Origin of the sequence: Ideonella sp. WA131b, assembly GCA_023657425.1 — a bacterium.
Lineage (GTDB): Bacteria > Pseudomonadota > Gammaproteobacteria > Burkholderiales > Burkholderiaceae_C > Rubrivivax.
Window position 1 is genome coordinate 660561 of the sequence record JAGTJW010000001.1, and the last position, 12572, is coordinate 673132.

Annotated in this window: 13 protein-coding genes; 5 read left to right on the plus strand and 8 right to left on the minus strand. The window is 71.4% G+C overall.

Annotation, left to right across the window (positions count from 1 at the left end):
* Positions 1–3 precede the first annotated feature (3 nt).
* A complete protein-coding gene (locus KA711_03150) occupies positions 4–1617 on the plus strand; it encodes a GMC family oxidoreductase (GenBank protein ID MCM0607981.1) in 1614 nt (537 codons plus the stop codon).
* Positions 1617–2513 carry an alpha/beta fold hydrolase gene (locus KA711_03155; GenBank protein ID MCM0607982.1) on the plus strand — a complete coding sequence of 299 codons (897 nt, stop codon included), beginning with the start codon at positions 1617–1619 and terminating at the stop codon, positions 2511–2513. Before KA711_03150 ends, KA711_03155 begins: the two co-directional genes overlap by 1 nt.
* Here KA711_03155 and KA711_03160 read toward each other — a convergent pair.
* Together KA711_03160 and hppD are read right to left on the minus strand one after the other, a co-directional pair.
* Positions 2503–3396 carry a phenylalanine 4-monooxygenase gene (locus tag KA711_03160; protein MCM0607983.1) on the minus strand — a complete coding sequence of 298 codons (894 nt, stop codon included), beginning with the start codon at positions 3394–3396 and terminating at the stop codon, positions 2503–2505. The genes KA711_03155 and KA711_03160 overlap by 11 nt on opposite strands.
* A gap of 2 nt (positions 3397–3398) precedes the next feature.
* On the minus strand, positions 3399–4502 hold the full coding sequence (gene hppD / locus KA711_03165) for a 4-hydroxyphenylpyruvate dioxygenase (GenBank protein ID MCM0607984.1): 1104 nt from the start codon (positions 4500–4502) through the stop codon (positions 3399–3401).
* A gap of 115 nt (positions 4503–4617) precedes the next feature.
* Here hppD and KA711_03170 point away from each other — a divergent pair, with 115 nt between their 5' ends.
* Positions 4618–5106, plus strand: coding sequence for a DedA family protein (locus KA711_03170; protein ID MCM0607985.1), 489 nt, complete (start codon positions 4618–4620; stop codon positions 5104–5106).
* A gap of 11 nt (positions 5107–5117) precedes the next feature.
* Here the strand turns inward: KA711_03170 and KA711_03175 are convergent, their stop codons facing one another.
* The 6 genes from KA711_03175 to KA711_03200 all read right to left on the minus strand — a co-directional run bounded on the left by KA711_03175 (position 5118) and on the right by KA711_03200 (position 9766).
* Entirely contained in the window at positions 5118–5960 is an 843-nt protein-coding gene (locus KA711_03175; protein ID MCM0607986.1) for an HDOD domain-containing protein, read from the minus strand.
* 74 nt (positions 5961–6034) lie between these two features.
* Positions 6035–7162, minus strand: coding sequence for a DUF2855 family protein (locus tag KA711_03180; protein MCM0607987.1), 1128 nt, complete (start codon positions 7160–7162; stop codon positions 6035–6037).
* 93 nt (positions 7163–7255) lie between these two features.
* Positions 7256–7504 (minus strand): hypothetical protein, encoded by a 249-nt coding sequence (locus tag KA711_03185; GenBank protein ID MCM0607988.1) that lies wholly within the window; start codon positions 7502–7504, stop codon positions 7256–7258.
* Positions 7505–7560: 56 nt separating this feature from the next.
* Positions 7561–7713 (minus strand): hypothetical protein, encoded by a 153-nt coding sequence (locus KA711_03190; GenBank protein MCM0607989.1) that lies wholly within the window; start codon positions 7711–7713, stop codon positions 7561–7563.
* Between the two features lie 397 nt (positions 7714–8110).
* Positions 8111–8746: a hypothetical protein gene (locus tag KA711_03195; GenBank protein ID MCM0607990.1), complete on the minus strand. Its 636-nt coding sequence runs from the start codon at positions 8744–8746 to the stop codon at positions 8111–8113.
* Between the two features lie 42 nt (positions 8747–8788).
* On the minus strand, positions 8789–9766 hold the full coding sequence (locus KA711_03200) for a TerC family protein (GenBank protein MCM0607991.1): 978 nt from the start codon (positions 9764–9766) through the stop codon (positions 8789–8791).
* A 501-nt stretch (positions 9767–10267) separates the two neighbouring features.
* Between KA711_03200 and KA711_03205 the strand changes: the two genes are divergently transcribed.
* Both KA711_03205 and KA711_03210 read left to right on the plus strand, forming a co-directional pair.
* Positions 10268–11302, plus strand: a complete 1035-nt coding sequence (locus KA711_03205; protein ID MCM0607992.1) for a M48 family metallopeptidase — start codon at positions 10268–10270, stop codon at positions 11300–11302.
* On the plus strand, positions 11299–12474 hold the full coding sequence (locus KA711_03210; protein MCM0607993.1) for an MFS transporter: 1176 nt from the start codon (positions 11299–11301) through the stop codon (positions 12472–12474). The genes KA711_03205 and KA711_03210 overlap by 4 nt, the downstream gene beginning before the upstream one ends.
* Positions 12475–12572: the final 98 nt, after the last annotated feature.

Below are 12572 nucleotides of genomic sequence, written 5' to 3' on the forward strand. Positions count from 1 at the left end.
CGCATGAACGAACCCATCCACGACCCCGTGCGCGCCGGCCTGGCCCGTGGCTGGAAGGTGCTCGGCGGCCCGCATGGTGCCGCGCCGGCGGAGCTGAGTTGCGATGTCGCCATCGTCGGCAGCGGCGCCGGCGCCGGCATCACCGCCGAGCTGCTCACCGCCGCCGGGCTGCGGGTGGTCATCGTCGAAGAAGGGCCGCTCAAGTCCAGCAGCGACTTCCGCCAGCTCGAGGCCGACGCCTACGCCACGCTCTACCAGGACAGCAACGGCCGCAAGACGGCCGACAAGGCCATTGCCATCCTTCAGGGCCGCTGCGTCGGCGGCTCCACCACCGTCAACTGGACGAGCTCGTTCCGCACGCCGGCCGACACCCTGCAGTACTGGGCCGACCACTACGCCCTGCCCGAGATGAACGAGGCCGACATGTCGCCCTGGTTCCGGCAGGCCGAGGAGCGGCTGCACATCGGCGCCTGGCTGGTGCCGCCCAATGCCAACAACGACAAGCTCAAGGTCGGCGCCGCGCGGCTGGGCATCCCGGCGGCGGCCATCCTGCGCAACGTCAAGGCCTGCTGGAACCTGGGCTCCTGCGGCCTGGGCTGCCCCACCAACGCCAAGCAGTCGATGCTGGTGACGACCATCCCCACCGCGCTCGACCGCGGCGCCACGCTGCTGGTGCAGACGCAGGTGCACACGCTGGAGCTGCAGGGCGGCCGTGTGCAGGCGCTGCGCTGCCGGCCGGTGGCGATCAACGGCACGCCGGGCAGCGGCGGCGCGCGCATCGTGGCGCGCCACGTCGTCGTGGCCGGCGGGGCCATCAACTCGCCGGCCCTGCTGCTGCGCTCGGGGGCACCCGATCCGCACGGCCGCCTCGGCCAGCGCACCTTCCTGCACCCGGTGGTGGCCACCATGGCCACCTTCGCCGAGCGCATCGAGGCCTGGAACGGCGCGCCGCAGACCATCTACACCGACCACTTCCTGGGCACGCAGCCCATCGACGGCCCCATGGGCTACAAGCTGGAGGCGCCGCCGCTGTACCCGCTGATCTCGACGATCGCGATGCCCGGCATCGGCCAGGACCAGGTCGAGGCTCTGAAGCGCTTCCCGCACACGCAGGCGCTGCTGGCGCTGCTGCGCGACGGCTTTCACGAGCAGTCGCCGGGCGGGCGCGTCACGATCAAGGGCGACGGCACGCCCTCACTCGACTACCCGCTCACCCCCTTCGTCTGGGACGGCGCGCGCCGCGCGCTGCTGAGCATGGCCGAGATCCAGTTCGCGGCCGGGGCCGAGCGTGTGATGGCGCTGCACGAGAAGGCCACCTGGCTGACAAGCTGGCGCGAGGCCCGGGCGCAGATCGGGCAGCTGCCGATGGCGCCTTACCAGACACGTGTGCTCAGCGCCCACGTCATGGGCGGCTGCGGCATCGCCGGCAAGCCCGAGCTGGGCGTGGTGCGGCCCGACGGGCGGCACTGGCAGCTGGAGAACCTGTCGGTGCACGACGGGTCCCTCTTCCCCACGAGCATCGGCGCCAACCCGCAGCTGTCGATCTACGGCCTCGTCACCAAGCTGGCCACGGGGCTGGCACGCGAGCTCTCGGGCCGCAGCGTGCAGCTGGGCTGATGCTGGCGCGGCTGCTGCAGGGCGTCGTCGCGCTCGTGCTGCTGCTGGCGCTGGGCGGCGCCGCCTGGGCCTGGCAGCACGGCTGGCACGGTTGGGCCTTGGCCTGGGCGGTGTTCGTGCTGGGCTTCCACGCCTGGGTGATGGCGCTGGAGTTCGTGTGCCTGCGCCTGGCGCACGGCGCCGACCCGGCGCCGAAGGCCACGGCCGCGCAGGTGCTGCGCGCCTGGGGGCACGAGGCGATCACCGCCCCGCAGGTCTTTGGCTGGCGGCAGCCGTTTCGCAGCCAGGCCGAGCCCGACTTCCTGCCGGCCGACGCTGCCGGCCGCCGCGGCGTGCTGCTGCTGCACGGCTTCGTCTGCAACCGCGGCCTGTGGACGCCGTGGCTGCGCCGGCTGCGCGCGCAGGGCACGCCCTTCATCGCCTTGAACCTGGAGCCGGTGTTCGGCTCGATCGACGACTACGGGCCTCTCATCGCTGCCGCGGTGGAGCGGCTGCATGCGGCCACGGGCCGGGCGCCGGTGGCCGTGGCGCACAGCATGGGCGGCCTGGCGCTGCGCGCCTGGTGGGCGGCCGACGGGCGTGACGAGCGGCTGCACCACGCCATCACGCTGGGTTCGCCGCACCACGGCACCTGGCTGGCGCGCTTTGCGATGACGCGCAACGCGCGCCAGATGCAGCAGCTCTCGCGCTGGCTGCAGACGCTGGCCCCGCGCGAGACGGCAGCCCGCCGCGCACGCTTCACCTGCTTCTACAGCCACTGCGACAACATCGTGTTCCCGCCGTCCACCGCCACCCTGCCCGGCGCAGACAACCGCCACGTCCCGGGCCACGCCCATGTGCACCTGGCCTGTTTCGAGGGCTGGTGGCAGGAGCTGCAGGGCCGGCTCAAGGGTTGAAGCGGCGCTCGCCCGGCAGCACGGTGCCGGCCTCGATCTCGCCCTCGCGGGCGATGCGCCCGCGCACCTCGGCGTAGATGGGCGTGAAGTCCGGCGCCGTGGCGTCGAACAGCTGCTGGAACGAGTCGATCACGAAGTACGTGGCCTGGAAGGTGTCGATGCGGTAGCGGCTGCGCATCAGCCGCTGCAGCCCAAAACCGACGCGGCGGGGCTCGGGGCTGGCCACGCTGTAGGGCAGTTCACCGGCCGAGCTGAGGATGCCGGCACCAAACGCGCGCAGGCCCTGCGGCGTGGCGATGAGCCCGAACTCCACCGTGTACCAGTACAGGCGCGCCAGCAGCTCACAGGCGTCGAGCCGGCTCGCCTTGAGGCCGCCCGCGCCGTAAGCCTGCATGTAATCGGCAAAGGTGGGGTCGAACAGCAGCGGCACGTGGCCGAAGAGGTCGTGGAAGACGTCGGGCTCGACGACATAGTCGAACTCCTCGGGCCTGCGGATCCAGTCCGTCACCGGGAACCGGCGCGCCGCCAGCAGCGCGAAGAAAGCCTCTTCCGGGATGAGCCCCGGCACGCCGACGATCTGCCAGCCGGTGGCCTGCTGCAGCCGCTCGCTCACGGCCTCGAAGCGCGGGATGCGCTCGGGCGTGCCGAGCTGCTCAACGGCGGCGATGAACTCGTCGCAGGCGCGGCCGGGCAGCTGCTGCAGCTGCCGGGTGTAGAGGCGCCGGTAGGTGTCGTGGTCGGCGGCGCTGTACTGCGCCCAGTCCTGCTCGCAGGTGTAGTCGGCGCGCGCCTTGGCGTAGTCGCCGCGTGGCGGGCGCTCGCCGGAGCCGTAGGTGACGGGGGCCACCCCCTGGTTCACGCCCTTGGCGATCCGCCGGTCCATGTTCAGGCCTTGGCGAGGACGCCGCGGCGGAGCTGATCGAGCTCGATGCTCTCGAACAGCGCCTTGAAGTTGCCTTCGCCGAAGCCCTGGTCGCCCTTGCGCTGGATGAACTCGAAGAAGATCGGCCCGAGCTGGTTCTCCGAGAAGATCTGCAGCAGCAGCGCGCCCGCCTTGCCGTCGACCAGGATCTTGCGCCTCTTCAGCTCGGCCACGTTCTCACCATGGCCGGGGATGCGCCGGTCCACCAGCTCGTAGTAGGTGTCGATGGTGTCCAGCAGCTTCAGGCCCTGGCCGCGCAGCGCATCCACGGTCTTGAAGAGATCGGTCGATCCCAGCGCGATGTGCTGGATGCCCTCGCCGTGGTAGGTGTCGAGGTACTCCTGGATCTGCCCGGCCTTCTCGTTGCCCTCTTCGTTGATGGGGATGCGGATCTGGCCGCAGGGGCTGGTCATGGCCTTGCTCTTGACGCCGGTGACCTGGCCCTCGATGTCGAAGTAGCGGACCTCGCGGAAGTTGAACAACCGCTCGTAGAACTCGGCCCACTCGGCCATGCGGCCGCGGTGCACGTTGTGCGTGAGGTGGTCGATGTAGGTGAGGCCGTGGCCGGGCGGGTTCAGCCCCGCCCGGGCGGCCCCGGGCAGCGGCTCGAAGTCGACGTCGTAGAAGCCGATGTTGCCGATGTCGCCGTCACCCGCACCGTTCTTGCCGCGCCAGCGGTCCACCAGGTAGATGAGGCTGTCGCCGATGCCCTTGATGGCCGGGATGTTGAGCTCGCCCGGCCCGGCCGTGCCGGCAAAGCCCCAGGCGCCCAGCGACAGGGCGCGCTCGTAGGCCGCCTTGGCGTCGGCCACGCGGAAGGCGATGGCGCAGATGCTCGGCCCGTGCTGCCGTGCAAAGCGCTGCGCAAAGCTGTCGGGCTCGGCGTTGACGATGAAGTTGATCCCGCCCTGGCGGTACAGCAGCACGTTCTTGCGCCGGTGGTGCGCGATGGCCGTGAAGCCCATGCGCTCGAACAGTGCGCCCATGGCCGCGGGGTCGGGCGCGGCGTATTCGATGAACTCGAATCCGGCCGTGCCCATCGGGTTGTCCCAAGGCTTGAAGTCCATCGTCGTGTCTCCGGTGCGGGCTGTCGAAAACGCCCACTGTAGGGGGCCTGGAGCGGCTTTGCACCAAAGAGCGCAAGAAGTTCCACGACAGCGGCCTGCTGCAAGAATGGACCCCATGTTCGAATGGATCACCGCACTGCAGGCGTGGCTGCAAGGCTGGATGGGTGCCGAGGCCGGGCTCTGGGGCCTGTTTTTCTCGGCCTTCGTGTCGGCCACGCTGCTGCCCGGCAGCAGCGAAGTGGTGATGACGGCGCTGGTGACCGCTTTCCCCGCCATCGCCTGGCAGGCCTTTGCGGTGGCCACCGCGGGCAACGTCATCGGCTGCCTGCTCAGCTACGGCATGGGCCACGGCGCACGGCAGGGCTTCCAGCGCTTTCAGCGCGTGAAGGTCGACCTCGAGCATCCGCTGGTGCAGCGGCTGCGGCGTTTCGGGCCGCCGGCCCTCTTTCTGAGCTTCCTTCCACTGGTGGGCGATGTGCTCGTGGTGGCCGCCGGCTGGCTGCGGCTGCCGCTGGGCCGCAGCATGCTGTGGATCGCCGCCGGCAAGGCCACCCGCTACCTGGTCTTGGTGCTGGGCCTGCTGGGGGTGCTGTCGCTGGCCTGAGCAAGCCAGGCTCAGTCGGCGTCGATCTCGTGCAGCAGCCGCGTGGTCGCGTCGATCGACAACTGCAGCAGCTCGGCGACGTCGCGCACGTCGTCGGGCAAGGCGGCGTTGTCCCAGCCCGCCGCGCTGTGCCGCGCCACGCGGATCGCCAGCAGCACGTTGCGCAGCTGCGGCGTGCTGCGCAGGGCATGGTCGTCGGTCAGCTGCACCAGCAGGCCGGGCAGCCGCCACTGCTGCATCAGCGCGTGCTGCAGATCGGCCAGCTCGATGCCCAGCACCTGCTGCTGCGCCACGGCCGAGCGCAGCGCGGGATCGGCAGCCTGCATCGCCGCGATGCGCAAGGCCAGCCTCGGCGCGTGCAGCCACAGCAGCAGCTCGGCGAAGTCGTGCAGCAGCGCCGCCTCGTGGATGAGCGGCGCGTCGTGGTCCATGCGGTGCACGGCAAAGCCGATGGCAAAACGTGCCGCGCGGTGCGAGCGGCGCAGGACGCCGCGCAAGCCCTCCAGCGCCTCGGGCAGGTCGGCCAGCTCTTCCTCGGCCACGGCCAGGTCGGCAAAGTGCAGGAAAAAAGGCGGGATGCCGATCATCACCAGCGCAGCGGTCACCGTCTCCACCTCGGTGGCCTCGCGGCCCCGCAAGAGGTGGCCCACGTGGGCCAGCAGCCGCAGCGTCAGCAGCGGGTCGGCGGAGACGGTCTCGCTCAGCAGGTGGGCGTCGACGGCGTCTTCGTGCCCGCGCAGCTCCTCCAGCCGCGAGGCCGTGTCGGCCAGCACGGGCAGGGCCTGCGGCCGGAACAGCGCCGTCCAGCCGCGCAGGTCGCGCGGCGGCTGCTCGATGCGGGCGAGGCTGGGCATGGTGGCGAAGGACTCCGGCTCTACCGGGGTTTTCGGCCGCGCGCGGCGCGGGCTTGAGCCGGCGCCCGCCGTGCTCAGCGCAGCGACAGCATCACACCCTCGCGGGCGTCGGCCGTGCCGTCGAGCAGCGCACGATAGGCCGCCTCGGCGGCCTCGGTACCCGGGCGGGTGACGATGCGCACCCAGGGCTGCGAGCCCTGCTGCACGGTCGCCAGGAAAGCCCCCCAGGCCTGCCCCAGGCGCTGGCCGAAGGCCTCGGCGCCCCAGCCTTCGGGCGGGGGTGCGCTGCGCTTGCCGGCCTGGGCCGGCGCAAAGAACAGGGTGGGTCGCGGCCCGGGCAGGCCGCCGCCAGCGCCCAGCGCGCGCCAGTGCGTGCCGCCGATCGAGCTGCTGTAGGCCAGCCGATCGCCCCAGTGGCCGTGCACGCGGCGGCGCAGGCTGGCATCGCCCGCAAAGTCGACATAGACCGCGGTCTCATCGGCCGGCAGGGTCTCGACGGCGTCGTAGCCCAGCACGCGGTCGTAGCAGCCCAGGCCCTGCACGAAGCCGGTGCGCGCGGCCGAGGTCAGGCCCACGATTTCGGGCCGCGCGGCGCGTGGGCGCTGGGCCAGGCAGAACGCCGTGGCGTAGGCCGTCTTGCTCGAGGCGCTGGACAGCAGCAGCCGCCGCGCGCCGAAAAAGCCGCCCTCGGCCAGGAAGTCGTCGAGCAGGAAGGCCGTCATGAACAGCGGCTTGAGCACGGCCTGCAGGCCCTCGAGCGCGGGGCTCCAGGCCGGATCGGCGTCGCAGAAGGTGTAGGACTGGTAGGCCGCGGCGAGCTCGGCGCGGTGCGGCGAGCGCTCCATGAAGCCCCCCGCGCGCAGCCGGCCCGGCTGCACCACCAGGTGCGTGCCCAGCGGCAGGAAGCCCCAAACGCGCCGGCCCACGGCCAGCCCTTCGGCCTGCGACTCCACCACGGTGGCAAAACCCCAGGTGGGCAGGCAGCCGTGCGCCGCATCGGGCGCGGGGAAGAACTGCCAGTACTTCATGGCCTCGCCAAAGGCGGCGTAGGTGATGTTGTTGGCGGTGAGCGCCACCTGCTCGATGGCCAGGCGGGCCTGCCCGGGCTCGAGCGCCCGCGTGGCGTCGGGGTCGGGCACCCAGGTGGTGCGGTGGGGGTCGCCGCGGGCGATCAGCAGGCGGTGCGAAGGGGTGCGGTCCATGCCGCGATCGTGCACCGACTCGGCCGCTCTGCCCACAAAGAAAAACCCCTCAGGGCGGACCCTGAGGGGTGTGCCGTTGGCCGCGTCACGGCCTCACAGCCGCGTCACGCCGAGCACGCGGCCGACGAGCTGGCCGTTGACGTACAGCGCGCCCTCGGGCGCAGCAGCGTCGGCGTGGAACTCGAGCACCGGCTCGGTCACGGGCGGCTCCTCGACGAGGGCCACCTTCTCGGCCAGCGTGTCGAGCACGCGGCTCAGGCTGCGCAACGCCGCGGCAAAGAAGCCGCGGGCCTTGCGCTCCTCGGCGGGGACGGGGAAGTAGAACAGTTCACGCGTCGTCATGATCGATCTCCATCGGGCTGGCCGATTCACCCCGCGCTGCGGGCGTGGCGGGGCGTTCAGGGGCTGGGCTTCAAGCGGCTGAGTTCGCCGCGCAGCTCGCGCTGCATCTGCTGGCGGCGCTTGCCACCGCCGTGGCGGCCGGCGCTGCGGGAGCGGGCCAGGGCCACGAACGGGTTGCGCGGCTTGCGGGTGTCGAGGATCGGCTTCATCGGAGGCTCCTTTCGTGGGCGGGTGGGTGGGCGGGTCGGTGGGCGGGGGCAGAAAACAACAAGGCCCGGGTGCTGGCGCAGCCCGGGCCGTGGTGGAGGTGGCGTGTGCGGTGCGGGTGCGCTACCGAATGCGCCACCGCCTGGCTCGCCGGTTCACCGGCACCCGGGATGGGGTGAACGACAGGTTCAGGTCCATGGTGTCGGTTGAAGGATGGATGGGCTGTGCGGGCGAGTGCCGGACCGGTGAGCGGCTGGGCAAGTCGTCTTTCACAGGATTGATCAAATGATAAAGCCTTGGTTATCAGTCAGCAAGGGGAAAGAGACCCGGGAAAACCCGCGCCTCGTCCTGTCTGCCGGGGACCGGCATCGATGCCGGAAGGTCGACGGCGACGCTGCGCTATCGCTTGCGCTTGAGGGGGGCCACGCCCTGCTGGCTGCGCAGCCACAGCGTCTGCGGGTCGTCGGCGGGCGGGCGCGGCAGGGGTGAGGCCGGGCCGCCGAGGCGAGGGCCGGCCGTGGACGCGGCGGGTGCGGCCGGCGGGGGCGTGAGCACCTCGCCGAGCAGGTCGAGCAGCCGGGTGCGTGCGCGCTGAGGGTGGCGGCGGTAGTAGGTGAGCACGAGGCCGACGATGAAACGCTCATCGTCGTCGGCCGGCAGGCTGTCCTCACGCGGCGCGGCCGGCGGCGGGGCCGGCTGCGCGGGGCCGGCCGCGCGGTAGTCGGCCGGCAGCGTGGCGCCCAGCGGCGGGGGCAGCGCCTCGCTGCCGGGGCCGTGCGGCACGTCCATCCAGCCGCGCGGTTTGTGGCACTGCTGCTCGAACTGCCGCGCCAGGCGCTCGCCGATCTGGCGGCTGCGGCCCTTGATCTGGCTCCAGTAGCTGGGCTGGATCAGCACACGCTCGGCAAAGCGGCGCTCCAGGCCGCGCAGCGTGGCGGCGTCGGCGTGGCGCGCCGTCGCTCGCACGAACTCCTCGAACAGGGCCAGCGCATTGCCCAGGCGCACCTGGGCGAGATCGGGGGGGCTGGCCTGCATCGAGCGCGGATGATAAATCCGCGTTCACCTGGACAAGGGCGCTCAGCCGCGGTCGGACGCGCCGTCGGCGTCGTCGATCTTCGGCGCCGTCTTCACGCTCCAGATCATCGTGATGGCCAGGATCGCGACCACCACGCCCAGGCTCCACGCCACCGGGATCTTGTAGACGTCGATCAACACCATCTTCGTGCCGATGAACACCAGGATCACCGCCAGGCCGTAGCTCAGCAGGTGGAACTTGGCGGCGATGGCGGCCAGCAGGAAGTACATCGCACGCAGGCCCAGGATCGCGAAGATGTTGCTCGTCAGCACGATGAACGGATCCATCGTGATGGCGAAGATCGCCGGGATCGAGTCGACCGCGAAGATCACGTCGGTGATCGCCACCAGGATGATCACCAGGAACAGCGGCGTGGCGATCTTCTTGCCGTTCTCGAGGGTGAAGAACTTCTCCCCGTCGAAGTTCTTGCTCACCGGCATGAGCCGGCGCAGCAGCTTCAGCGCCGGGTTGCTCTCGAGGTCGGGCTCCTGGCCCGCCGCCCACCACATCTTCACGCCCGTGAGGATGAGGAAGGCGCCGAAGACGTAGAGGATCCAGTGGAACTGCTGGATCAGCCAGGCGCCCACCAGGATCATCACCGTGCGCAGCACGATGGCGCCGATGATGCCGATCATCAGCACGCGCTTCTGGAACTCCGGCGGCACCGCGAAGTACGTGAAGATCATCAGGAACACGAAGATGTTGTCCACCGCCAGGCTCTTCTCGATGAGATAGCCGGTGAGGAACTCCATGCTCTTGGTGTTGGCCAGGGCGACGCCGTGGTCCTGGTAGACGGCCCACCAGAACAGGCCGTTGAAGGCGAAGCTCAGCAGCACCCAGACGATCGACCAGTTCAGCGCCTCCTTCACGGAGACGGCGTGCGCGCCCTGCTTGCGCAGCACGACGAAGTCGACGAACAGGGCCACCAGCACGGCAGCCACGAAAAAGATCCAGAGCCAGGTCGGCGCAATGGTGTCCATGGACACGCTCCCTCGGGTTGAAGGTTGTTGGAATAAGAACCGCGAGCGCGCCGAAAGGTCTTGCGATTCGGCCGGGGTGGCCGAGTTGCGGTCCCGGGCGGGGGCCAGACAGCACCACACGCCGGATTGACGGGGCTCCGCGGCCGCGTTGCACGGCCTGCTACTCCCCTTTCGACGAAGGGAGTATGCCGAGGCGCAACCGGTGGCCGGCGCCCCGCCCCGAATAGCCCCGCGTGGCCGCGGGGCACCGCGCGAGGAGAAACCTGCGCGTCCGCTCGCGTCTGGAGCCAAGCGTTGGCGCGCGCGTTGCCGCTTGCTTGCGCAGGAGATCCAGCCTGGCCAGGGCGGTGAAGGAGCCGTTGCGCCGCATCAGGCCGCGAGCCAGAACCACCTGCGCGGGGCTCAATGCCTGGCGGCCACGGTCGAAGCGGAGGGTGCGGCGCCGCGGCACAATTTCGCAGACACCCACCGCGCGACAGCCCACACGAGAGTTCCGCTCGCATGGACTCCCCCTCCATCACCCAGACCTTCCTGGCCCTGGTTCTGCTCTCGACCGCCGTGCAGGCTGGGTTGGCGCGTCGCCAGATGCGCCACGTGGCCCGGCATCGGGTTGCCGCGCCGGCGCTGCTCCAGAAGACGGTGCCGCTGGAGTCGCACCAGAAGGCTGCGGATGACACCTTGGTGCGAGTGCGCTTCGGCCTCGTCAGGCTCGGCGTCACGCTCGTGCTCATGCTGCCGCTGGCCGCGCTGATCCTGTGGCTCCTGGGTGCGGCCGGGCCGGCCGGGTGGCGCTGGGCGTGGGGGGCCTATCTGGCGTTCACGCTGCTGCTTGTGGCCATCTTCCCCACCCTCATCGCGCCCTTGTTCAACCGCTACGAGCCGCTGGCCGATGCCACGCTGGCCGAGCGCGCGCCAGGCCTCATGGACCGCTGCGGATTCGCTTCGCGCGGCTTGCTCGTCATGGAAAGATCCAGGCGCTCGGCGAAGTCCAACGCCTGCTTCACCGGGCTCGGGCGCGCCAGGCGCGTGGGGCTCTGCGACACGCTCATCGCCCAACTGACCCGGGGCGAACTGCTGGCCGTGCTGGCCCACGAGCTGGGGCACTTCAGACTGCGCCACATCCCCAAGCAGCTCGGCATCTCGCAGCTCGCGGCACTGGCGGTCTTCGCGGCCCTGGGCTGGCTCGCCGCGCAGCGCGCGTTCTGCGTCGGCCTCGGCACCCCGCCCGTGGCCGGGCTGCCGACCGAAGCACTGGCGCTGGTGCTGTTCATCGCCGCCGCAGGATTCGTCGGCGTGTTGTTCTCGCCGCCCGGCGCGCTGTTCTCGCAGGGCCTCGAGTTCGAAGCCCATGCCTACGCCGCCACGCACGCCGACGGCGGCAATCTCGCCATGGCGCTCGTCAAGCTGTACCGCGAGAACCTCGGCACGTTGACGCCCGATCCCGTGTACTGGCGCTTCTATGCCTCGCACCCGACGGTGCTCGAACGCCTTTCGAGGCTGCCGCAGCCGCAACCGACCCGGGTCGCTCATCCTTGAAGGCGCACCCTCAGCCCCCCGTTCTGCCCGCCATCGTGCTGGCCCAACTGGGCGGCACCTCGAGCTGGTTCGCCGTCAACGCCGTGATGCCCGACCTGCAGGCCGCCTTCGGCTGGGATGCCGCGGCCGTGGGCACGCTGACCGCCGCGCTGCAGGGTGGCTTCATCGCCGGCACGCTGGTGTTCGCGCTGCTGGCCGTGGCCGACCGCTTCCCGGCGCGCGCCGTGTTCCTGCTGTGCGCGCTGCTGGCCTCGGCCACGACGCTGCTGGCGGCCGTGGTGGCGCACTCGGTGCCGGCGCTGCTGGCCTGCCGCGTGGCCACGGGCTTCTTCCTGGCCGGCATCTATCCCGTGGGCATGAAGATCGCCGCACAGTGGCACCCGCAGGGCCTGGGCCCGGCGCTGGGCTGGCTGCTCGGCGCGCTGGTGCTGGGCAGCGCCAGCCCGCACGCGCTGCGCGCGCTGGCCGCGCAAGGCGCGGGGCTGCCCTGGCAGGCGGTGTTTGTGGCCGTGGCGGCCGTCACGGCGCTGGCCGGGTGGCTGCTGTGGGCGCGCGTGCCGGCCACGCCGGTGGCGGCCGGGCGCGGCCCGGGCCTGCGGCTGCGCGCGCTGGCCACGCTGGTGACCGACCGCCGCGTGCGCGCCTCGGTCTTCGGCTACTTCGGCCACATGGTCGAGCTCTACACCGTGTGGGTGCTGGTGCCCACCATCCTGCTCACGCGGCTGCAGGGCGCGGCCGTGTCGTGGGCGGCCTTCGCGGTGCTCGGCGCGGGCGCCCTGGGCTGCGTGCTCGGCGGCCAGTGGGCGGCGCGGGTGGGCAGCGCGCGTGTGGCCGCCACCATGCTGGCCGGCAGCGGCCTGTGCTGCCTGCTCGCGCCCTGGGCGCTGGGCGCGCCGGGCGGGCTGTTCGGCGCCTGGCTGGTGCTGTGGGGCGTGACCGTGGCCGGCGACTCGCCGCAGTTCAGCGCGCTCACCGCCACCAACGCCCCGCGCGAGGCCGTGGGCAGCGTGCTCACGCTCACCAACAGCATCGGCTTCGCGATCAGCGCCGTCAGCATCGAGCTGTTCGTGCGGCTGGCGCAGACGGTGCCGCTGGCGCAGCTGCTGCCCTGGCTGGCGCTGGGGCCGGCGCTCGGGCTGCTGGCGCTGCGGCCGCTGCTGCGCGCGGCCTGAGCGGGGCCTGACCGGGGCCTGAGCGGGGCCTGGGTGCAGCCAGAGCGCGGCCGGCTGCCGCTGCCGCCAGCCGAGCAGCGGCCGTCACAGCACCTTCA

Coding starts and splice junctions, on each gene's coding strand:
- KA711_03180 (MCM0607987.1), bottom strand. CDS start 7,162: ATGGACCGCACCCCTTCGCACCGCCTGCTGATCGCCCGCGGCGACCCC.
- KA711_03175 (MCM0607986.1), bottom strand. CDS start 5,960: ATGCCCAGCCTCGCCCGCATCGAGCAGCCGCCGCGCGACCTGCGCGGC.
- KA711_03200 (MCM0607991.1), bottom strand. CDS start 9,766: ATGGACACCATTGCGCCGACCTGGCTCTGGATCTTTTTCGTGGCTGCC.
- KA711_03170 (MCM0607985.1), top strand. CDS start 4,618: ATGTTCGAATGGATCACCGCACTGCAGGCGTGGCTGCAAGGCTGGATG.
- KA711_03190 (MCM0607989.1), bottom strand. CDS start 7,713: ATGAAGCCGATCCTCGACACCCGCAAGCCGCGCAACCCGTTCGTGGCC.
- KA711_03155 (MCM0607982.1), top strand. CDS start 1,617: ATGCTGGCGCGGCTGCTGCAGGGCGTCGTCGCGCTCGTGCTGCTGCTG.
- KA711_03195 (MCM0607990.1), bottom strand. CDS start 8,746: ATGCAGGCCAGCCCCCCCGATCTCGCCCAGGTGCGCCTGGGCAATGCG.
- KA711_03185 (MCM0607988.1), bottom strand. CDS start 7,504: ATGACGACGCGTGAACTGTTCTACTTCCCCGTCCCCGCCGAGGAGCGC.
- KA711_03150 (MCM0607981.1), top strand. CDS start 4: ATGAACGAACCCATCCACGACCCCGTGCGCGCCGGCCTGGCCCGTGGC.
- hppD (MCM0607984.1), bottom strand. CDS start 4,502: ATGGACTTCAAGCCTTGGGACAACCCGATGGGCACGGCCGGATTCGAG.
- KA711_03205 (MCM0607992.1), top strand. CDS start 10,268: ATGGACTCCCCCTCCATCACCCAGACCTTCCTGGCCCTGGTTCTGCTC.
- KA711_03160 (MCM0607983.1), bottom strand. CDS start 3,396: ATGGACCGGCGGATCGCCAAGGGCGTGAACCAGGGGGTGGCCCCCGTC.